The following is a 21,867-nucleotide window of genomic DNA, read 5'->3' on the forward strand; positions in this document are numbered from 1 at the left end:
TCCACTCAACTTGCACCGGATCGTCATAGCATATTCCATGTACAAATTATGGGATTATGGCGAAAAAAGAGGTGTGTCAGCATGAAGCTTGTACTGCTCTCGGGCGGATCGGGGAAACGACTGTGGCCGCTGTCGAGTGATGCCAGGCCAAAGCAATTTATCAAGAGATTAAAAAACGGCAGCGATCAATGGGAATCGATGCTGCAGCGAGTGTGGAGACAACTGGAGAGGAACGATTTGTCCGAGATCACCTATATCTCGACGGGCGAGGCGCAGGTGGAACTCATTCACAGCCAATTGGGACAGCAGGTGCCCCTGATCATCGAACCAGAGCGCAGAGATACGTTTCCGGCGATTGCGCTTGCGGCATCGTACTTTAATTCGGCTGATGGCGACGACCTGGATGAAGTAATCACAGTGATGCCAGTTGATCCATATGTGGAGGATCAATTCTTCGATAAAATAAAAGGGTTGGAGGATGTGATACACGATTCGGATGCCAATCTTGCCTTGATTGGAGTAATGCCGACAGACCCTTCTACCAAATACGGTTATATTGTTCCTTCCCGTGAAACGAGTGACAGGAACCAGCCATTCGTAAATGTTGACTGCTTCAAAGAAAAACCGTCCAAACAAGAGGCAAAACTCCTAATCCGGCAGCACGCACTGTGGAACTGCGGTGTTTTTTCCTTTCGATTACGATATTTGATTCAGCTTATGGAAGATAGGGGGCTGCCGACACAGTATGATGACCTCAAGCGTGAATACCAACAGCTGCCCACCACCAGCTTTGACTACGAAGTAGTCGAAAAAGCGGAACGAGTCGTTGTCGCTCCTTATTGTGGTTTGTGGAAAGATTTGGGGACGTGGAATGCGTTGACCGAAGATATGCAGACCAATCTGATCGGGAACGGATTGGTAAGCGAGGAGTGCGCCAATACCCATGTCATGAATGATCTGGACATCCCGATCACCGTATTGGGTGTCTCCAACGTAGTAGTGGCTGCAAGCCCGGACGGTATTTTGGTTTCAGACAAGTTGGCCAGCCATCGTGTAAAGGAACTAGTCGAGCGACTGGAACGAAGACCAATGTTCGAGGAGCGCCGGTGGGGCTGGTACCGGGTCCTCGATTACAAAACGACGACCGAGCGGGAAGTGTTGACCAAGCGGCTATGTATTCATGCAGGGAAAAACATTAGCTATCAATATCACCAGATGCGGAGTGAAGTGTGGACGATTGTTGCCGGTACGGGTGAAGTTGCGCTGGACGGGCATTTGTACCAGGTGAAACCAGGGGATGTGCTGCAGATTCCAGTCGGTGCCAAGCACGGAGTAAAGGCGATCACAGAACTGGAAGTGATTGAAGTACAATTGGGAACCAAACTGGTTGAAGAAGATATTGTCCGCCTCTATTTGTCATGGGAAGAAATGAAAAACGCGTTTGAACTCTACTGAAAACATGATAATCTAGGAACAAGTGAAACCGTGGTACGGAGGGAACGTAATGACACTCCAGATGGCCGGGTATTCTCGCTTACAACCGCATTGCCCTCGATCGGTGCCAGGCCGAACGTAGCTCGTGGGAGATGACTGCTGCGATGATGAGCCAGCAGTTTTTTCTTTTTGCACGATAAGACGTTTGGACCGGAAACGGTGCAACTTTTTTGCAACCGCTTACGGTATAACAAAAGAGAACGCAAGCGGCTGCTGTCAGGGAAACGGTCATGGCGGCTGCTTCCCGATGTGTATTCAACCAATACCTCTGGGGAGGAACGAGAATGAGTGCGGGAATGATTGATTGGTTGGCTGAACGGGCTGCCTTGACGCCAAAACGGGTGGCGGTGACCGATCCGCAGACAGGAGAAGCGTGGTCGTACGGACAGTTAGAACAGCGTGCCAGCCGGATAGCCAGCTATCTCAGTGGTCAAGGGATTGGAAAAGGGGATCGGGTCGCTTTACTTGCGCCCAACGATCTTTGCTATTTCGACGTGTTGTTTGCTTGTATCAAGCTAGGAGCTATTTTCGTGCCGCTTAACTGGCGCCTTTCGCTTGAGGAGCTTCAGCAGATTGTCACTGACTGCACGCCTAAGCTGCTGTTGTTTCACAAGAGACAGGAGCATACGGGCTCTGCCCTGTCGATCGCCAACAAACTGGCCGTCCATAGCGAGGTGTATCACTGCGCGCTGGGTACCGGGCCGGAGCTCTCACAAGCTGAAACGACAGCGGTAATTACCGATGCTTGTATGATCTTGTACACTGGCGGTACGACAGGCAGAACGAAAGGAGTGGTGCTTTCCCATCAGGCGGTCATCTGGAACTGCCTGAATACCATTGTCAGCTGGCAGCTTAGCGCAGATGACGTAACCCCTACCTTTTTGCCGATGTTTCACACGGGCGGCTTAAACTCTCTCTGCCTGCCGGTGCTGGCCATCGGCGGCAGGGTCGTGATCGCAAGAGAGTTCCAGCCGGAACAAGCGATTCACCTGTTGGAGCGGGAAGGCTGCACAATTGCGCTGATGGTGCCAACGATGTACCACCTGGTGATCGGCTCCCCATCATTTGCCGCGGTGCAACTTCCTTCGATGCGGTCCTTTCTCTCGGGAGGGGCGCCTTGTCCACATGCCATTTACGAGGCGTTTGCCCGCAAAGGCCTCCCCTTTAAAGAAGGGTACGGACTGACAGAAGCGGGACCCAACAACTTTTATATCGATCCGCGCGAGGCGGCGGTGAAGCGTGGGTCAGTCGGCAAACCGATGTGGTTCAATCAGGTGAAACTGGTTACAGAGAACGGACGGGATGCAGAGCCGGGCGAGACGGGAGAACTGCTGATTGCCGGCCCCCACCTATTCAGCGGTTACTGGCGCCAGCCAGAAGCGACTGGTGAAGTATGGGTTGACGGTTGGCTGCGGACGGGAGATTTGGCACGACGAGACGAGCAAGGTGATTACTTTATCGTTGGCCGCAAAAAAGAGATGATCATCAGCGGCGGGGAAAATGTGTACCCACAGGAAGTTGAACAGCGGTTATTGGAGCATCCGGATGTGCAGGAAGCAGTCGTTGTCGGCATGCCGGACGAAAAGTGGGGCGAACGAGTGACAGCGGTGATCGTGCCTTCTGCTGCTGACTTGCTGACCGCTGATCAGGTACAAACATTTTGCGCCGCTAAGCTGGGGGGATACAAGGTCCCCAAACAAGTGGTGTTTGTGGATAAGCTTCCGCAAACCGGCGTTGGCAAGTTGGACAAGAAGCGGATACGGCAACTGCTGGCAGAAGCGTAGCCCGTTGGGCACAACAGCACGTCGTTTTGGAGTAGCTTACATCGATCATACGGCAAATGGGAAGAGAGGAGGAGCCTATGCATGATGCATCACGCCATTGTTAAAACCAAGCTAATGCCTCCGGCACTGCCAAAAACGGCAATCTGGCGGCCCCGGCTGATGAAGCAGCTGCGGCGACTGGTTGATCATCGGATTACACTCGTCTTTGCAGAAGTCGGCTATGGCAAAAGCACGGCGCTGTCCGCCTTTTTCCGCGACAGACGGCTGCCGGTCTGCTGGTACACGATTGGTCCTGAGGAACGTGATTTGTCTTTATTTGTTTCTTACCTGATTCACGCTGTAGAGTCGCAGTTTCCCTCGTTTGCCACAGCCAAATTGGAGTGGCCGGACCCGAGCGGCGGTGAACGTACGAAGGACGAACTTCATCGATTGTGCGCCTGGCTGGTCAACGTCCTGTGTACCAGGAACGAGCAATTCGCGATCTTGTTGGACGACTACCATTGGGTTGAACACGATGGTCCGGTCGATCGGTTTGTCCAGTGTCTGGCAGCGCATCTGCCAGAACACGTCCATCTAGTGATTGTCACCAGAACCTACCCGGGCTGGGAGAAGATGAGCACCTACAAGCTAAAAAACCAACTGTTGGAGATTGGTTATGAGCAACTTGCCTTTGACCGGGAGGAAATCCAACTCCTGCTCGACGGGGATGATGTTATAACACTGTATCCAGATGCGGTAGAGCAAGTCTACCGTCAGACGGAAGGATGGGTTCTGGCAGCAGATGCGATGCGCCAACAGTGGAAGAGGCAGCGTCATGGGGTATCCATACGGGAGGGAGAAGAGACGTTTGACGATCTGTTTCACTCGCTCCGCTCGGAAGTATGGCAGGGACAGCCGCAGGAGATTTGCCGTTTTCTATTGGAAACATCGGTCCTGGAGTGGATGAGTGGGACCTTGTGTGATGAACTGTGCGATTGGGGAGTGGGAGAGCAATTGCTTGCCTATATCCGGCGACAGGGATTGTTTGTCCGTTCCATCGACCGCGACAAATACTGTTACCATCCGCTGTTTCGATTGTTTCTGCAGCGGCAATCTTCTTGTGGAATTGCATCGACGACGAACGCACACCGGCGTGCTGCCTACTTTTTTTGGCAGCAGCAGGAGTATCTGCAGTCGATCGTCCACTTCATGGCGATCGATGACTATGATGCAGTGTCCAAACAGTTTCGTAGCCACAGTCAGATCATACTAGCAGTAGAAGACATAGAACGATTACAGTTGTTGATGCAACAGATTCCGCCAGCGGTAAAAGATCGCCATTATCACCTGTGGATCTCAGAAGGGGATCTCTACCGACGTCGCAATCAGTACGAGCAGGCTATCGCTTGCTATGCGAGGGGAGAGCGACTGGCAGAACAAGCAGGTATTCCGCTAGCTGACAATGCCGGTCTGGAAAGGAAGGCGCAAATCTTTCTGGATACGATTGAGCCGAACAAAGCGGAACAAGTACTGAAACAAGTTCTCGCCGCAGATGCAAATGGCGAGAGTGAGGTGGCTTCATCCAAGGTGGAATTGTATCAGCTAATTGCGGAAAATTTGCTCAATTCCGGAAAGAGTCTGGATGCAGAGCGGTGGTATCGTCGCTGTCAGCTGCTGCAAACCGACTTTTCAGATGAGCAGCTGGAGGCACGACTTTACTTGCGAACGGGCCGTCTTGAGCAGGCCCGTCGCTTGCTGGAGCAAAAATGGCGCAGGGAGAGCCGCGAGTGCGTCCGGCTGCGTTCCCAGACCCATCGGGATACAACGGTATTGCTCTCCTTTGTCGAATCGCTGATGGGAAACCCGGAAAATGCCAGGCAAATGGCTGAGTCCGCGATTGCGCAGGGTATGTCCGCACAAACTCCTTACCTGGAAGCGTGCGGGTGGATGAGGAAAGGCCACGCGATGCAGTTGCTGCCAGGATACGTGTCAGAACTGTCGCACATCTGCTATCGGACAGCACTGGAGTGTATGGAAGCGATTCATTTCAGACGCGGCAAGGCGGAGCCGCTAATGGGCCTCTGCCTGCTTTTGGGCCGGTCAGGACAAACGCAGCAAGCAGTAGCCTACGGCAGGCGGGCGCTAGAAGAGACGGAGAGGGCAGACGACCGTTGGCTGTCTGCGTGGATTCGCTTAAGCATTGGTATTGCTGTCTTATACGGCAGACACTGGGCGGAGGCGTCCCGCCTTTTGGCCCAGTGTCGTGACGATTTTCAGGCGTGCGGTGATTCGTTTGGGGTGACCGTCTCGCTGCTCTGGCAGTCGCTGCTCACATACCATGCAGAGCCGGATCGGTTTGAGGATGTGATGACCGGTTTCCTCGAAATGGTCGACGAAGGGGGATATTACTTCCTGCTGACCGGACGTACTCTGTTTGGACCACGAGATGTGCGGCAGCTTGTCCCATTACTGTTGGTGGCGCATCAGAAGCTGCTGCAGGCTGAGGTTAGCTCCATGCTCATCACCAATCTCCACTTGCGAGATGTGAGCTATCATCCGGGGCATTCCCTGGAGGTTGCCTCACTTGGGACATTTCATGTGCAGTTAGGTGACAAAGAAGTAGCAGAGCGGGATTGGCACCGGGGCAAAGCGAAAGAACTGTTTCAACTGCTGATTACCTGTAGGGAGCGTTTTCTGCCGAAAGAGGAGATCATTTCCCTGTTGTGGGGCAGCGCTGATGAAAAGGCGGCCAACCGAGATTTCAAAGTGGCCTTGCATGCTCTAAATGCGGCACTGGAGCCAAATCGTCAGGCTTGGTCACCCCCTTTTTTTATCGATCGCCAAGGATCCCTGTATCGGCTTCATCCTGCATCGGGCCTCACCTTGGATGCGGCTGACTTTGAACGTTGGATCAGACAAGGGCTGGGTACAGATGATGCAGAACAGGCGGAAGACTTGCTCCATACCGGACTGCGTCTCTACAAAGGAGACTATCTGCCAGATCGGCGCTATACGGATTGGTGCCGCGAGGAGCGGGAGCGCCTGCGGTTGCTATTTCTAAAAGGGGCGGAGCGCTTGGCGGCGATTTGTCTCTCTCGAGGGGCCTATGATCAAGCAATCTATTGGTGTGAACAGATCATCCGCAAAGATCCCTGCTGGGAAGAAGCGTACCAAATGTTGATGAAAGCGCACGATGCCGCCCATAACAGACATCAAGCCATCAAGTGGTACCAGCGCCTGTGCGAGGTGCTGAAAACGGAGTTCGGCGTAGAACCGATGCACGCAACACAGCGAATCTACCATAACATCACTAGGTAGGAGTGGATCAACTGATGAAAATGGATAGAGAACCGATCGGGGTGCTCAGCACCGGTCTGTACATTCCAAACTCGTTTGTAACCAGCCAGGAGATCGGTCGCCTCTCAGGTTTGCCCCAGGATGTAGTAGAAGAAAAACTGGGAATCCTGCGCAAGCCAGTGCCTGGTGAGCAAGACCATAGTTGTGAGATGGGCATTCGCGCTGCCCGTCAGGCGGTAGAAAGAGCGCAGATCAATCCAACGGAGATCGACTTGGTCATCTACATCGGGGAAGAGTACAAGGAATATCCGGTCTGGACAGCTAGCTTGAAGCTGCAGCAGGAGATAGGGGCGCTAAACGCCTGGTCGTTCGACGCGGCACTCCGCTGCTGTTCGACAGTGATGGCGTTAAACGTCGCTTGCAGCATGATGAGGGCAGATCCGTCGCTTCGAACCGTTTTGTTGGCAGGGGGATACCGCAATGGCGATCTGGTCGATTACCGCAACCCGCGCACGCGCTTTCTCTTAAACCTGGGAGCAGGCGGCGGAGCCATCCTTTTACGAAGGGGGCTACAGCGCAACCAGGTACTGGAAAGCCATCTGATGACCGATGCCTCCCTTTCTGAGGACGTTCTGATCGCCGCAGGTGGTACAAAGAATCCATTAACCGCTGAGGAAATCAAGCGGGGACGAGCCTGCTTTGACGTGCCGCATCCGGAGAGAATGAAGCAGCGACTGGAGCAGTCAATGGACCGTTTTCTCACGGTGATTCGCCACTCGCTGGCCAAAAGCGGCGTAAGTGGACGCCAGATTGATTATTTGGCAGTCTTGCACATGAAAAAGTCGGCGCACGATCAATTGCTGCAAAAACTGGGGCTGGACCAAGACAACTCAATCTACCTCAACGAGTACGGCCACATCGGTCAATTTGATCAAATCCTGTCACTGGAGTTGGCAGCGGCCAGCGGGAAACTAAAAGATGGCGATTTGGTTGTGCTGGTTAGCGCAGGGATCGGGTACGCCTGGGGAGCGACGACGATGAAATGGGGGGAGTGGAATGAGTAGTGTAATTCTGGAAACGATTGACCTGCCCAACGGGGAAACGCTGGGTTATCGCAAGCGGCCCGGCAAGGAAGAGGTGTTGCTCTTGCTGCACGGCAATATGACATCTTCGGCACACTGGGATCTTTTCTTGGAAGCCTTCGCCCCGGATTATACGATCTATGCTGTCGATTTGCGCGGGTTTGGCCTCTCCAGCTACCGACGACCGATTGAGGGCCTGAGCGATTTTGCCGGCGACGTCAAAGCTTTGGTCGACGCGCTTTCGCTTCCTGCCTGCTCGCTGGTTGGCTGGTCGATGGGCGGCGGTGTAGCGATGCAGTATGCCGCCGATCATCCCGAATCTGTGCAACGATTGGTCCTGTTGGCCTCTCTCTCCACGCGCGGATATCCTTACTACCGTCCGGACCCTAAAGAAGCCGGCGGGGTAGGCATGGCGCGCTTGAAAAGCAGACAGGAGATTGCCCGCTTGCCTAAGATGCAGTTGGTTCAAGACGCCTATGCCAGAAGGGATAAAGCGTTTTTGCGCCAGCTGTGGGACGAAATGGTCTACACGTGTCAAAAACCGACGGAGAAGCGCTACGCAGCGTATTTAGAGGATATGCTGACCCAGCGCAACTTGTTGGACGTGTACGATGCGATGAACCGGTTCAATATCAGTCGGGAAGACCATGCTGTGGCAAAGGGCAGCGGAGCAGTCGGGCGGATTACGATGCCGACCCTCGTCATATGGGGGAGGCAGGATCGTGTGATAAGCGAGCAGATGACACAGGAACTGCTGACTGATATCGGCAACCACGCCAAATGGGTAGTGCTGGATGACTGTGGCCACTCACCGCTGGTCGATGCGCTGCCTGAAGTGCTGCAATCGATTGCTGCGTTTCTCTCATCGGATGATGCAGGAAAAAGACTGTGAACGTCACAAAGATAGACAGCGATTCGTGTTGAGATAAGGGGGAGTCCGAAATGAGGCTGGAAGGGAAGACAGCATTAATCACAGGCGGTGGAGGCGGCATTGGCCGGGAGACAGCACTCCTGTTTGCTAGGGAAGGGGCACGACTGGTGATTGCCGATTATCGTGTCGACAGCGCCCGCAGTGTAGTTGACGAGGTCGCGGCAATCGGTAGCGAAGCGGAATGGATACAGGTGGACGTGTCAGACCAAGAGAGCGTCAAGCGGATGGCTGGAGAAGCTCTCTCTCGATTTGACGGAATTGACATTCTGATCAACAATGCGGGAATCACACAGGACCGGATGCTGACCAAGCTGACCACTCAAGAGTGGCAGCAGGTAATCGATGTGAACCTGAGCGGCGTTTTCTACTGCACCCAGGTATTGGTGCCGCAGATGGTGGAGAGAGGCAACGGCAAGATTGTCAACACCGCCTCCATTGTCGGCGTGCACGGCAACATCGGTCAGAGCAATTACGCCGCTTCCAAAGCAGGAGTAATCGGCATGACCAAAACCTGGGCCAAAGAATTGGGACCCAAGGGCATTCAAGTTAATGCGGTTGCGCCGGGATTTATTGAAACGGCGATGGTTGCCACCATTCCAGAGAAAGTCATCACCAAACTGCGGGAGAGTGTCCCGCTGCGACGGTTGGGCAGTCCGCTTGATGTAGCGTACGCATACCTCTTCCTCGCCTCATCGGAATCGGACTATGTAAATGGAACAGTGCTAGCAGTGGACGGTGGTCTGGTCATCTGAAAACGGGAAGCTGTAGCGGAAACGAGCGCGTCTTGTGCAACCTTTTTGCAACCGCTTTCTTTTATGATTCGGTTGCGCTGTCTTTGTTTAAACAGCAGCACTTCGCGAAGGAGGAATGACCATGAAGCGGTTGTTTTTTCTTTCTTTTCTGATTTTTTCTCTCTCAGTCAGCCTGATGTCAGTGCCGGCTAAAAAGGGTATGGCTTCTACTGCTACTTTGGAACGGGAACAGACGTTTACCAGCGTCAAGAACGGGTGGAGCAAAGTGGAGCGTTGGCATGACAGCAATCCATTATTTCAAGCGGAAGATTACCCACCCGACGGACGAGGTGACCAAGAAGGGCAGCGGCTCACCTTTTTCGGCAACGTAAAGCAGCCCCATTCCAGTCGGTTTCTCCTCTACTACGGTCCCGATTATGAGACGAATCCGATTGCAACCCCGGTCTTGTTGGTTCACGGTGCCAATGACAATGCCGATCGTGCCTGGGCCAATCCCAACGAGCTTGGTTCCTATGGTTGCGGAGCTACCTCATGTCCCGATACCGGATTGATGCAGTATCTGGCAGACAGAGGATATAAAGTGTTTGCGGTCAACTTCAGCCACAAACAAGGTGACAATTACTATACGGCTGAACATATCCACAACGCCATCTCGATCGTCAAAAACGTGACCGGAGCCGACAAAGTGGATGTAGTTGGCTGGAGCAAAGGCGCTTTTGCTGCCCGCATGTACGCTTCCTCGGTGAAAAAAAGCGGTGGCACAGCGTACGCCGGTGATATCCGCAAGCTGGTTTTGCTCGGCAATCCTAACAAGGGATTTGACTACATCTTCCGGCACGGATGGTACCACAACTTCAGCATCTTTACCGAGTGCGGCGGTACGGTAAATGCGCCTGCACCGCATACGCAGATGGTCTGCTACGGCTTGTGGCGAAATCATCCCGAGCTCTCTATCTATACGACGGCAAAAGGGAATTTTTTCCCTGGCCAGAAACAGATGCTGGCCAAATGGGATGATGTCTATCCACTGCCCATGGCAGAGCAGGACTGGTACACGACGTATTACGGCGGTCAAGGGTTTTATACCAAAGGAGATGGCATCGATACTGCGATAGAGCAGGGATCACTGGTGCAAACGATCTTGGATGCAGGAGTGCCATCCAGCATTCATACGTACCTGCTCTCCGGCAATCAAAACGACATTCCGACGATCCACAATGAACACACAGGACCAAGCGATGGAGTCGTCTTTATCGACAGTGCAGCCTCAGAAGCGGGAATCGGCAATGTTGCCGACAATGTAACTGTACAGCTCAATCACTTGGAACTAGGTTGGGCACAGTCGGCGGCCAACCAGATTGAGCAGTGGCTGCGCGAGTAGCGGAAGCGTGATAAATAGGATTGTCACGTACATCAGGTAAACAGATTCTATAAGGGAGGAGTAGGCTTATGAAAGAATTACTGGAACCAATCATGATTCAAACTGATCGTCTCCGCATCTCCGTGCTGGCGATCGGCAGTCCATCTAACCCGCCGCTGATCCTGCTCCACGGAAATGTCTCATCCAACTTGTTTTGGCGGGAGACGATCCGAGCTATGGCGGACAACTATTATCTGATCGCTCCTGATTTGCGGGGATATGGACAGACGGAAGCGCGGCCGATTGACGCCTCACGCGGTCTGAGAGACTGGTCGGATGATCTGTGGGCGCTCTGTACGGCGATGAGGATCGAACAGCCCATCAACGTAGTCGGTTGGTCAATGGGAGCGGGTGTGGCGATGCAGTATATGATCGACCATCCACAGGATGTTTCATCTCTGACGCTGGTTGCCCCTATGTCTCCTTTTGGCTTCGGAGGTACCAAGGATGTCGAGGGTACTCCCTGTTACCCTAACTACGCAGGGTCCGGCGGCGGTACGGCCAATCCCCAGTTTGTCCAGTGCATTGCGGTACAGGATCGCGGGGAAGCGGATGAGAACAGTCCACGCAATGTGATGAACCGATTTTACTTCCGCCCGCCGTTTCGAGCGGAGCGGGAAATCGAGGAGCTGTTCGTCGAAGCAATGCTCTCAACGCGAACTGGAATAGGGTATTACCCAGGTTCTTTTGAGACGTGCCAACAGTGGCCGGGTGTGATCCCTGGCAGTGATGGCATCAATAATGCGATGTCTCCGAAGTACGTCAGCCTGACAGCTATTGTAGAAGCAGAACCGAAATGTCCAATACTCTGGATTCGTGGTGCTGAAGACGCCATCGTGTCCGATCAGTCGCTATTTGACTTCGGTACATTAGGCAAATTGGGGTTGGTGCCAGGCTGGCCTGGGGAAGACGTCTATCCGCCGCAGCCGATGGTCTCGCAAATGCGCCGCCTGCTTCAGCAATACCAGGAGGCGGGGGGAGTCTACAACGAGATTGTAATTGAGGAGGCAGGACATGCGCCACATGTAGAAAAGCCAGAACGCTTTCTTACTGAACTGAGACGCTTTTTGTCCGTCCAATCGACGAAATAGCTTGACAATTTCGCTTTTTCACAGTATAAGGTATATATTGTTCTGTATCTCCAACCGATACGAAGAGATGAGCAGAGGAGGAAGAAGAGAATGAGCAGAGTAGAGTTTGCCAAAGGGTATTTTGGCCAGTTTGGTGGAAGTTTTGTACCGCCACAACTGCAAGAGGTGTTGGATTATCTAGCAGAGCAGTTCGAAACGTATAAGGATGATCCAACGTTCAACGAAGAGTACCGCTACTATTTGCGTGAATACGTGGGTCGGGAGAATCCGCTCACCTATGCCCGCCACCTGACGGAAAAACTAAACGGTGCCAAGATATACTTGAAGCGGGAAGATCTAAATCACACCGGAGCTCATAAGATCAACAACGTGATCGGGCAGATTTTGCTGGCCAAACGAATGGGAGCCAAGCGGGTCATAGCCGAAACGGGAGCCGGTCAACACGGAGTGGCGACCGCTACCGCCTGTGCCATGTTTGATATGGACTGTACGATCTACATGGGGGCAGAGGATACGAGACGCCAGGCGCTGAACGTATTTCGGATGGAATTGCTCGGAGCCAAGGTGATTCCCGTCTCAAAAGGGCAGGGACGCCTGAAGGATGCCGTTGATGAAGCACTCGACGACCTCGTGGCGAATTACCGGGACACTTTTTACCTGTTGGGATCGGCCGTTGGACCCCACCCATTTCCCACGATGGTTAAGCACTTTCAATCGATTATCAGCGAAGAATCGAAAAGCCAGATCTTGGAGAAGGAAGGGCGTCTTCCTGATGCCGTGATCGCCTGCGCGGGTGGTGGAAGCAATGCGATCGGCGCTTTTGCCCACTATCTCCAGGACAAAGAGGTTCGCCTGATCGGAGTTGAACCGGAACAGGCCGCCACCCTGACCAAGGGGGTTCCCGCTGTTATCCATGGCTTCAAGTGTCTTGTTCTGCTTGATGAGAACGGTGATCCGCAGCCAACGTACTCGATTGCGGCTGGCCTGGACTACCCCGGGATCGGTCCGGAACACAGCTACTTAAAAGAATCAGGCAGAGCCGAATATCACGCCGTAACCAACGAAGAGGTACTGGAAGCGTTCCAAATCCTGTCCAAGACGGAAGGGATCATACCCGCTCTAGAGAGTTCACACGCTGTTGCGTACGCATTGAAACTGGCACCAACTATGGATAGGGACCAGATCATCATTGTCAATCTCTCCGGCAGAGGGGACAAAGATGTGGAACAAGTGTTTCAGATGCTGCGAAAGGAAAACTAGAGACGCAGTCCAGATGCCATAACCGCACGCAATGTCCCGTATCACTGCACAAGTGGTACGGGACGTCTGTTTTAGAGGCAGGGTTGCTCGGTTGCAACACGACATCGCATAGGAAAAGGTGAGGAATCAACATGACAACGGGTGCCAAAAAGCGATTATCCTTGCAGACTCAAATGATCCTCTTGATTGGCTTTTTACTGGTGCTGCTCATCGCGTTAGTAGGATTGGCCTTTTCTTCGATCATCTCTTCTACAATTGAGGAACAAATCGGCAAGCGGGCACTGTTGGTCGCTCGAACAGTGGCTACGATGCCGGAGGTTCGAGAGGCATTTCAATTGCCGGACCCATCCAAGGTGATTCAACCGATCGCTGAACGAATACGGAGGAATACGGAAGCGGAGTTTATTGTTGTCGGCAATCGCGACGGGATACGTTATGCCCACCCCTATCCAGACCGACTAGGTAAACAAATGGTTGGCGGAGACAATGAGCAGGCGCTTGTATACGGCCGTACGTATCTCTCCAAGGCGGTTGGCACACTTGGTCCTTCCCTACGCGGTAAAACACCTGTCCGGAACGATCGAGGGGAAGTGATCGGGATTGTTTCCGTTGGCTTTTTGCTGAAAGATATCGATCTGGCCATTGCCGGGTACCTGAAGCAGGTCCTCGTGATCGCCTTCTTGGCAGTTATTGTCGGGATTTTCGGAGCCATCTTCTTGAGTCGACGCTTCAAACAAGCGATATTCGGATTGGAACCGGCAGAAATCGCCGCCCTGTTTGTCGAGCGCAACGCTGTACTGGAGTCGGTCAGAGAGGGCATTATCTCCATCAACCGGGAAGGACAGGTCACGATGATGAATAAAGCGGCGAGCGCCATCCTGAACCTTCCGCAGGTTACAATTCAGGAAAAGCTCTCGATTGAGGAAGTGTTTCCGGCGACCAAGATGCCGGAAGTGCTGAAGACGGGCGAACAGCAGCTTGATCGCGAGATTGTCGTAGCGGGAAAAGAAATTATCGTCAATCGGATTCCGGTAAAGGTAAATGAGCAGGTGATCGGGGTTGTCAGCAGCTTTCGTTTAAAATCCGAGATGGACCTGTTGGCCAAAGAGTTGTCTCAGGTGAGGCAGTATGCGGAAGCGCTGCGTTCCCAGACGCACGAGTTTCACAATCTGTTGTATACGATCTCGGGACTATTGCAACTCGGAGCGACACGAGAGGCAATTGAACTGATCACCCAGGAGAGTTCTACTCAGCAAGAATTGATCACCTTTCTTGTGAAAGCGCTTCACGATCCGTATGTAAGCGCATTCTTCGTAGGTATGCACAACCGGGCCAAGGAACTGAAGGTTCGGTTTACGATTGATCGTGACAGCAGTCTGCAGCGGCTTCCTGAGCATCTGCCGCATCAACTGATGATTATCCTGCTTGGCAACCTGATTCAAAACAGCTTTGACTCCGTACTGGATCAAGATCCGGCCAACAGAGAAGTTCTCTGTTATCTTTCTGACAGAGGAGATGACATCCTGCTGGAAGTTGAGGATTCAGGAAAAGGAATTCCTGAAGAGAAGGTGGAGAAGATTTTTGAGTACGGGTACTCCACAAAAGAAGGAGAACACCGCGGGATCGGTTTGACTAAGGTAAAACAAATCGTCGATGATGCCAGGGGGTATATCCTTGTCAATCGGAGTGAATTAGGTGGTACTTTGTTTACGATCTCTTTGCCGAAAGTAAGGGAGGTAGTCGATGAATAAGCAAATACGGGTACTCATTGTGGAGGATGATTTGCGAATTGCTGAGATCAATCGACGCTTTATAGAAAAAATCGAAGGATTTGAAATCGTCGGTCTGGCCTGCGACGGGGCAGAGGCAAAGGAGCAGATTGAGATTCTCGAACCGGATCTGCTCCTGCTCGATGTGTATTTGCCAGATATGCTGGGAGTAGAACTGGTGCGATACGTACGTATCCACTATCCTGAGTTGGACATCATGATGATCACCGCTGCCAAAGAGGTAGAGACCCTGCGTACGGCATTGCGCGGGGGTGTCTTCGACTACATGATCAAGCCGATCGTTTTCGAACGTTTTCGGGAGCGGATGGAAGCGTACCGCAAGCAGTTTATCCGTCTTCATCAGTCAGACACGCTAGAGCAGGAGGAGATTGATCGTTTATGGGCGAGAGGACGGGAGGCAGGAAGGTCCATCACTCCTCAATTGCCCAAGGGAATTGACAGTGTCACCTTGGAAAAGGTGAAGGAAGCGGTGGCAGCAACCAGTGGGACGGGCGTAACCGCAGAAGATGTGGCAAAAGTGATTGGGGCCAGTCGGACAACGGCACGGCGCTACCTGGAGTTCCTGACGGAAGCAGGACAAGTGTATACGGATCTGGTCTATGGGACGGTAGGCAGACCAGAAAGACGATATATCTGGAAAAGCGACTAAGCAGTCGTGAACAAAATGGACAAAATAATCGTAATGTCCATTAAAGCGTTTACGTTCAAAAACTATCCCCCTCTCTGCATGGATGGTACTGTAGATGTAATCGTGGAAGCGGTTCCACGACAGAGGAGAAAAGGGGGATTTGAATGAGAAAAAAACAATGGACCTACAGTTTATTGTCTCTGGTTTTGCTTTTCGGGCTCTCAGCCTGTGGAGGCGGGACAGAATCGACTGCCGGAGAAACGCAGACCAGCTCCAAACCAGAGACACCCTCAGCAGCTTCTGCCTATCCGGAGAAGCCGCTGGTCGTCGTCGCACCATCCGGCGCCGGCGGTGGTTGGGATAAGACAGCTCGCTCCATGGCAAAAATTTTGGTTGAGAACAAACAGGTCACGCAGCCGATCACGGTTGAGAACAAGCCAGGTGGCGGTGGGGCTGTATTCCTTGCCGAGTACGTAACCAAGGATCAGGGAAATGATTATCGTTTATTTGTAAATTCGCCGCCCTTGCTGATTAATCACAGCAAAAAGGAGGGTAACAGTCCCTTTGGATACGAGGATGTGACACCGCTTGCCCAGTTGACCAGAGACTTTGGTGCGATCGTAGTGCCGGCAGACTCGCCTTATCAGGATCTAAAAAGTCTGCTTGAAGCTTTGAAAGCCGATACCACTAAACTGACGATAGCAGGCGGATCGGCACCTGGCTCGATGGATCATCTGATAGCCGTACTGCCTGCAGCAGAGTACGGAATCGACCCGAAAGCGGTGAAATACGTCTCTTACGACGGTGGAGGCGAAGCGATGGCAGCTTTGCTGGGCAATAATGCTGATGCCATTGCCACCGACGCTTCCAATGTAGGAGAGTATCTCAAGGCGGGCCGTATTCGTGTCCTCGGTGTCAGCTCGACCGAACGACTTGGCGGAGACCTGGCAGACATCCCAACGTTCCAGGAACAAGGAATCGATGCTTCGTTTACGATCTGGCGCGGGGTCTTCGGTCCACCGGAGATGTCGGCGGATGCCATCGCGTTTTGGGACAAAGCGTTAAAAGAACTCTCTGAGAGCGAAGCCTGGCAGGCTGAATTGAAGCGGAACAACTGGGAGAGCGAATATAAAGATTCAGCTCAGTTTAAAACGTTTCTAGCAGAACAGGATAAACAGATCAAAGAACTTCTCACATCATTGGGTATGGCCAAATAGAGAGGGGGACCCATCCCCTCTCCCGTTTTATGAGGAGGATTTTGATGAACAAGCGGTTTGATCGGTACGTTAGTATTGTTTTTGTCCTGATTGGTACGTTTTTTATTGTCGAGAGCCGAAATATTTCGGCAAGTGCGTATGGCAGCGAAGTAGGCCCCAACCTCTTTCCAATGGGATTGGGAATCTTGCTGATCCTCATCAGCTTTCGGCTGTGGATGGAGACGGCCAGACGGCGGGAAGAGGATCGTCCTTCCGCACCGGTACATCACAAACGGCTGCTGTCATTTGTAGTCATCACCATCTTGTACGCGCTTACGCTGGAGCAATTGGGATATATCATCAGTACGTTCTTGTTCCTATTTATCGGATTCCTTTTGATGAACAAAGACAAATGGTGGAAATCGGCATTGATCGCTTGCTGCTTCTCGCTCGTTGTCTACTATGCGTACGTAGAAGGGTTGAAGGGTACCTTGCCCGGATGGCCGTTATGGATGAGCTAACGGAAAGGAGGGAAAACGATGTCAGCTTGGTCCTTTTTGCTGGACGGATTTGCGACCGCTCTGCAGTGGCACAATCTATTGTTTGCCTTTGTCGGGGTGTTGATCGGCACGTCTGTCGGAGTTTTGCCAGGGATCGGACCGATGAGTGGAGTTGCCCTGCTGATCCCGGTATCGGCCTCTATCACCAGCGGTTTGCCGCCGGAAGACGCGGCTGCCAGTGCGCTGATCCTGTTGGCCGGCGTTTACTATGGGGCGATGTATGGTGGATCGACAACTTCGATTCTCCTCAACACACCTGGTGAATCGTCTTCCGTCGTAACCACATTGGATGGCTATCAGATGGCCAAGCAGGGGAGAGCAGGCGCAGCGCTTTCAATCGCAGCAATCGGCTCCTTTGTGGCTGGGATTGTTGCCCTTCTCGGGCTGGTCTTTTTGGCCAATCCTCTATCGGAGATGGCATTGCAGTTTGGTCCGGCGGAGTATTTCTCCTTGATGATCCTGGGGCTCTGTGCAGTGAGCGGGCTTGGCGGCAGATCGATGACAAAGGCGTTGCTAATGACCGTATTTGGTTTATCGTTGGGGACGGTCGGGATAGACAGTGTATCGGGTGTCGCCCGGTTCACCTACGACATACCCGTCCTCTATCAAGGATTTGAGTTCTTGACCATAGCTGTTGGTTTGTTCGCGTTGGGTGAAGTGTTTCGCACGATCCATGAGAAGGAGCAGCAGAGTGGATCGATTGCCAAAGTGGGCAGGATCGTTCCTTCAAGGAGAGAGCTGAAGCAGAGTGCGGCTCCGATCATGAGAGGTTCCCTGTTGGGATTTTTCATCGGTCTTTTGCCCGGAGCAGGCGCTACGCTATCGTCTTTTTTCTCCTACATCACGGAGAAAAAGTTAAGCAAGCATCCGGAACGTTTCGGAACCGGCGAGATTGCCGGCGTGGCGGCTCCGGAATCAGCCAACAACGCCGCCTCAGGAGGAGCGATGATCCCCTTATTGACGCTGGGCATCCCAGGTTCTGGCACGACAGCGATTCTGATGGGGGCGCTGCTGATGTACAACGTCCAACCCGGGCCATTGTTGTTTTCCGATCATCCAAAGGTGGCTTGGGGATTGATAGCCAGCATGTTTGTCGGTAATCTAATGCTGCTGATCCTCAACATGCCACTGGTAAAGGTGTTTGCCAAGATCATCGAGACACCATCCCGGTACCTGCTGCCGATCATCATCGCCATCTCCGTTTTTGGAGTTTATGCCGTGCAGGTGAACACATTTGATCTGATCCTGCTGGTTGTCTGCGGAGTTGTCGGCTATTACTTGTCGAAGCATGATTACCCTTTGGCGCCGCTGGTGCTTGGGCTCGTATTGGGACCGATGATTGAGAACAACATGCGCAGAGCTTTGACCACTTCCAACGGAGACTTTACTGTCTTTCTCACGGAACCGTTATCGCTGGTGTTCCTGATTTTGGCGGCCTTGTGGATTGGCGTGCCGCTGCTGTTGAAACGGCGAGGAAAAAAATTGATCATTGCAGAGGAAGCATAAAGAGAAGCTGTCCAGTTATTTGGGAACTGGGCAGCTTCTCTTTTCTGTTGCGATCAATTGGTGTGAACCGTGTGCTGTTTCGTATTCATCTAGCGGTTTTCAACCAGATATTTGCGATAAGCGAAATGATTCGTAGGGCCGATGTACTGATTCAGACGGAAAGAATGACGAATCGCTTCCGTAATGAAACGTTTCGCGGTAAAAATCGCTTCTTTTACGGAGGCTCCTTTTGCCAATTCAGCCGTTATCGCCGCTGAATAGGTACAGCCAGCACCATGTGTATAAGTGGTCTCAATCCGGTCGCCCTCCAACAGTTCAAACACGCTGCCGTCGTAGAGCACATCGATTGCTTTCTCATGCTGCAGCTTACCACCGCCTTTGACCAGTACGAACTTGGCGCCAAGCGCGTGAATCCTGCGAGCGGCCTCTTTCATATCCTCAACCGTTGTAAGCGGTGGCAGTTGGCTCAGCTGTGAAGCTTCGAACAAGTTTGGTGTTACCACTGTTGCCCGCGGGACCAGTGTCTCACGTAAACTGACGGCCGTTTCTGGATGCAGGACCTGATCGACGCCTTTGCAGATCATGACGGGGTCAACGACAATGTTCTGCAGCTTGTGACGATCTATGGTTTTGGCTGCCAGTTCGATAATATCAGTCGAGCCGAGCATCCCCGTCTTCAAAGCCTGAACACCAACTCCGGTGATGATCGTCTCCAACTGTGCTTCCACGGTCTCTACCTGAACCGGAAAAACATTGTGAAACCAGTCGTTGTGCGGGTCCATTGCTACAATCGTCGTGAGCGCGGTCATCCCGTACACGCCTAATTCCTGAAATGTCTTCAGGTCAGCTTGAATGCCTGCACCGCCACTGCTGTCTGATCCGGCAATGGTGAGAGCTTTGTAAATCTCCATATCACATTCTCCTTACAATCAACGAGGTAATAACCCTATTGAAGAGCAAAACGGTAAGAGTGTCAATAGATTTTGCAGGAGAAAGTTCAGTTAGGTACCTGGCGTCTTAACCGGTGCCCCTTTTTGATTCGGTTTGATCCGTCACAGGGACATATGTCACATCATCCGTCATCGCGTCACAGTGCGGGCAGTAACAGGAGATGGTCACTTTATGCTGGCACGTGGAATGAACCAACTCATAGTGTTTGGGCTCCAGATATCGATTGCCCCAGATTGCCAGCGCATGCAGTACGTGCTGCAAATCTTTGCCGATCTGGGTTAGCTCGTACCTGTAGCGCGGCGGGTGTGAGTGATAGAGGATCGATGCTACAAGCCCCTCACGTTCCAGCATTTGCAGCCGGTCAGAGAGAAGATTGGGAGCAATCCCCGGCAGTGATTGTTTTAATTCATTAAATTTTGTCTTTCCGAATAATAATTCACGTATGATTAACAGCGTCCAACGGTCACCGATCAAATCCAACGTGCAGGCAATATTGCACGGCAAATTATAGGTTTTGCTCATCATTTTCCTCCTTAACTGCAGGCCAAATCGGTTGGCTTCTGCCAAGCCGTGGGAATCCTTGGCATAAATCTCTCCTAAGCATAATCAAACTTCACAAGAATCTCAACCAGGTAAAAAAGAAAAAGTAAGTTGAAAAAATATACCTTATAACTTATGATTATGGGTGTGGAGAAATTATCCAGATAATCCTATGAGTGAAAAAGGAGGAAACCATATGACGGAAGCTGAACAGGCTAAAACAGCCACAAGAATGTTGCGGATTTTTATTCTATGCGCCTTTCTTGTGGGATTAGACTCGCTCATTGTCGGTCCGCTGGTTCCGGTGATCTCTGACGACTTGGCATTTCAGCCGGAGCTGGGGGGATTGCTGGTGACCGCGTACGGGCTGTTGTTCGGGTTGGCTGCTCCGCTGTTCGGACCGATTTCCGATCGCTGGGGCCGCAAGCAGATGATCCTGCTCGGGATGTTCGTGTTTTCGATTGGAACTGCTCTAACTGCGGTTGCAACTGATCTGACTACGTCATTAATCTACCGGGGGATTGCCGGACTCGGCGGAGCTATGTGCATGCCTAGTATTTACGCCCTGATTGGCGATACCTTTTCCAACGAAAAGAGAGGCAAAGCAATGGGCCTGATCACCGGAGCGATTATTGGCTCACAGGTATTGGGGATACCAGCCGGTACCTTCATGGCCAAAGTGGGGTCGTGGCAGATCTCCTTTTGGGCGATAGCAGCTCTGGGACTGCTGGCATTCCTGATCGTTTTGGTGGGGATTGCCAAGACACCGGCAAGACGGCAGATTCCGGTGGGACCAGTCAAAGCGTACATGCTGCAGTTTAAGACAGCCTTCACTATTCCCTCGGTCTTGTTTGCTCTCTTGTGCACGTTCTTGTGGACTGCCGGTTTGCAAGGGATGTTTGCTTATGTAGGGGTGTATTATGAAGAGAACTTTGGGCTGGAAGTTAATGAAATCGGGATTGTTGCCATGTTTGCCGCTGCAGTAAGCGTGATCGGCAGTGTGATCGGTGGACGGATGTCAGACAAGGTCGGGCGGAAGACGATGATCGGAATCGCTTCTGTCATGTCAGCGATTGGAGTCCTAGTCTTCTCCACGATGACACAATCGTTCTGGGGTGCGTTCATTTCCCAACTATTCTGGGCAGGTTTTGTCGGCATCGGGCAGGCTACTTTGACTGCGCTGATCTCCGAATTGAATCCAAGTGTGCGCGGAACCATCATGTCTTTGAACAGTTCGGCACTATACTTGGGAATGATGGCGTCAACTGCAGTTGCCGCCGCCATGCTGCAATCCGGTCTCTCCTATCTGGCCGTAGGGATTATGTGCGCCATCTCTGCCATTCTGGTGATGCCGCTGACGATGTATCTGGTGAAAGAGGGCAGTGAGCCGGCAGCACCAGAAACTACAACGGCCAAATAATCCTCCATTTGCAGGAGGAACCTCACACATCACCTTATCGGGAAACGGTTCTCGTTTCCCTCTCCCTCCTTTTTTCTTTCAGATGTCCTACACGTTTAAATAGTGAAAAAATTAAAAAAAATTTTTTGATTTGTTGCCTAAAAGGCACGTCCGTAGTAATATACTAACATATTTACCAAAAAATAA

17 protein-coding genes are annotated in these 21,867 nt (G+C 52.2%); 15 read left to right on the plus strand and 2 right to left on the minus strand.

Features of this window, described 5'->3' with window-relative positions:
- The first annotated feature begins 81 nt into the window (after positions 1-81).
- The 14 genes from LOK74_RS08675 (at position 82) to LOK74_RS08740 (ending at position 18,770) form a co-directional block, all read left to right on the plus strand.
- A complete protein-coding gene (locus tag LOK74_RS08675; RefSeq protein ID WP_230046241.1) occupies positions 82-1,455 on the plus strand; it encodes a sugar phosphate nucleotidyltransferase in 1,374 nt (457 codons plus the stop codon).
- Between the two features lie 323 nt (positions 1,456-1,778).
- Positions 1,779-3,278, plus strand: coding sequence for a class I adenylate-forming enzyme family protein (locus LOK74_RS08680; protein WP_230046242.1), 1,500 nt, complete (start codon positions 1,779-1,781; stop codon positions 3,276-3,278).
- Positions 3,279-3,359: 81 nt separating this feature from the next.
- The gene (locus LOK74_RS08685) at positions 3,360-6,575 is read left to right on the plus strand and encodes an AfsR/SARP family transcriptional regulator (RefSeq protein ID WP_230046243.1); all 3,216 of its coding nucleotides are present in this window, start codon (positions 3,360-3,362) and stop codon (positions 6,573-6,575) included.
- 14 nt (positions 6,576-6,589) lie between these two features.
- On the plus strand, positions 6,590-7,618 hold the full coding sequence (locus tag LOK74_RS08690; protein WP_230046244.1) for a 3-oxoacyl-ACP synthase: 1,029 nt from the start codon (positions 6,590-6,592) through the stop codon (positions 7,616-7,618).
- Positions 7,611-8,528 (plus strand): intracellular short-chain-length polyhydroxyalkanoate depolymerase, encoded by a 918-nt coding sequence (gene phaZ / locus LOK74_RS08695; protein ID WP_230046245.1) that lies wholly within the window; start codon positions 7,611-7,613, stop codon positions 8,526-8,528. The genes LOK74_RS08690 and phaZ overlap by 8 nt, the downstream gene beginning before the upstream one ends.
- Positions 8,529-8,578: 50 nt before the next feature.
- On the plus strand, positions 8,579-9,319 hold the full coding sequence (gene fabG, locus LOK74_RS08700) for a 3-oxoacyl-ACP reductase FabG (RefSeq protein WP_230046246.1): 741 nt from the start codon (positions 8,579-8,581) through the stop codon (positions 9,317-9,319).
- Between the two features lie 121 nt (positions 9,320-9,440).
- Positions 9,441-10,700: an esterase/lipase family protein gene (locus LOK74_RS08705; RefSeq protein ID WP_230046247.1), complete on the plus strand. Its 1,260-nt coding sequence runs from the start codon at positions 9,441-9,443 to the stop codon at positions 10,698-10,700.
- Between the two features lie 68 nt (positions 10,701-10,768).
- Positions 10,769-11,830: an alpha/beta fold hydrolase gene (locus LOK74_RS08710; protein ID WP_230046248.1), complete on the plus strand. Its 1,062-nt coding sequence runs from the start codon at positions 10,769-10,771 to the stop codon at positions 11,828-11,830.
- Positions 11,831-11,920: 90 nt separating this feature from the next.
- Positions 11,921-13,090, plus strand: a complete 1,170-nt coding sequence (gene trpB, locus LOK74_RS08715; protein WP_230046249.1) for a tryptophan synthase subunit beta — start codon at positions 11,921-11,923, stop codon at positions 13,088-13,090.
- A 131-nt stretch (positions 13,091-13,221) separates the two neighbouring features.
- On the plus strand, positions 13,222-14,841 hold the full coding sequence (locus LOK74_RS08720; protein ID WP_230046250.1) for an ATP-binding protein: 1,620 nt from the start codon (positions 13,222-13,224) through the stop codon (positions 14,839-14,841).
- The gene (locus LOK74_RS08725; RefSeq protein ID WP_230046251.1) at positions 14,834-15,529 is read left to right on the plus strand and encodes a response regulator; all 696 of its coding nucleotides are present in this window, start codon (positions 14,834-14,836) and stop codon (positions 15,527-15,529) included. Before LOK74_RS08720 ends, LOK74_RS08725 begins: the two co-directional genes overlap by 8 nt.
- Positions 15,530-15,672: 143 nt before the next feature.
- On the plus strand, positions 15,673-16,725 hold the full coding sequence (locus LOK74_RS08730) for a Bug family tripartite tricarboxylate transporter substrate binding protein (RefSeq protein ID WP_230046252.1): 1,053 nt from the start codon (positions 15,673-15,675) through the stop codon (positions 16,723-16,725).
- Between the two features lie 44 nt (positions 16,726-16,769).
- A complete protein-coding gene (locus LOK74_RS08735) occupies positions 16,770-17,225 on the plus strand; it encodes a tripartite tricarboxylate transporter TctB family protein (protein ID WP_230046253.1) in 456 nt (151 codons plus the stop codon).
- Between the two features lie 18 nt (positions 17,226-17,243).
- On the plus strand, positions 17,244-18,770 hold the full coding sequence (locus tag LOK74_RS08740) for a tripartite tricarboxylate transporter permease (protein WP_230046254.1): 1,527 nt from the start codon (positions 17,244-17,246) through the stop codon (positions 18,768-18,770).
- An 89-nt stretch (positions 18,771-18,859) separates the two neighbouring features.
- Here LOK74_RS08740 and pdxK read toward each other — a convergent pair whose 3' ends face one another.
- Together pdxK and LOK74_RS08750 are read right to left on the minus strand one after the other, a co-directional pair.
- Complete coding sequence (pdxK, locus tag LOK74_RS08745) at positions 18,860-19,681, minus strand: pyridoxine/pyridoxal/pyridoxamine kinase (RefSeq protein WP_230046255.1); 822 nt, start codon at positions 19,679-19,681, stop codon at positions 18,860-18,862.
- 106 nt (positions 19,682-19,787) lie between these two features.
- Positions 19,788-20,243, minus strand: coding sequence for a winged helix-turn-helix transcriptional regulator (locus tag LOK74_RS08750; protein WP_230046256.1), 456 nt, complete (start codon positions 20,241-20,243; stop codon positions 19,788-19,790).
- A gap of 214 nt (positions 20,244-20,457) precedes the next feature.
- Here LOK74_RS08750 and LOK74_RS08755 point away from each other — a divergent pair, with 214 nt between their 5' ends.
- Positions 20,458-21,681, plus strand: a complete 1,224-nt coding sequence (locus LOK74_RS08755; RefSeq protein ID WP_230046257.1) for an MFS transporter — start codon at positions 20,458-20,460, stop codon at positions 21,679-21,681.
- Positions 21,682-21,867: the final 186 nt, after the last annotated feature.

Origin of the sequence: Brevibacillus humidisoli, from assembly GCF_020923435.1 — a bacterium.
Taxonomy (GTDB): Bacteria; Bacillota; Bacilli; order Brevibacillales; family Brevibacillaceae; genus Brevibacillus_E; species Brevibacillus_E humidisoli.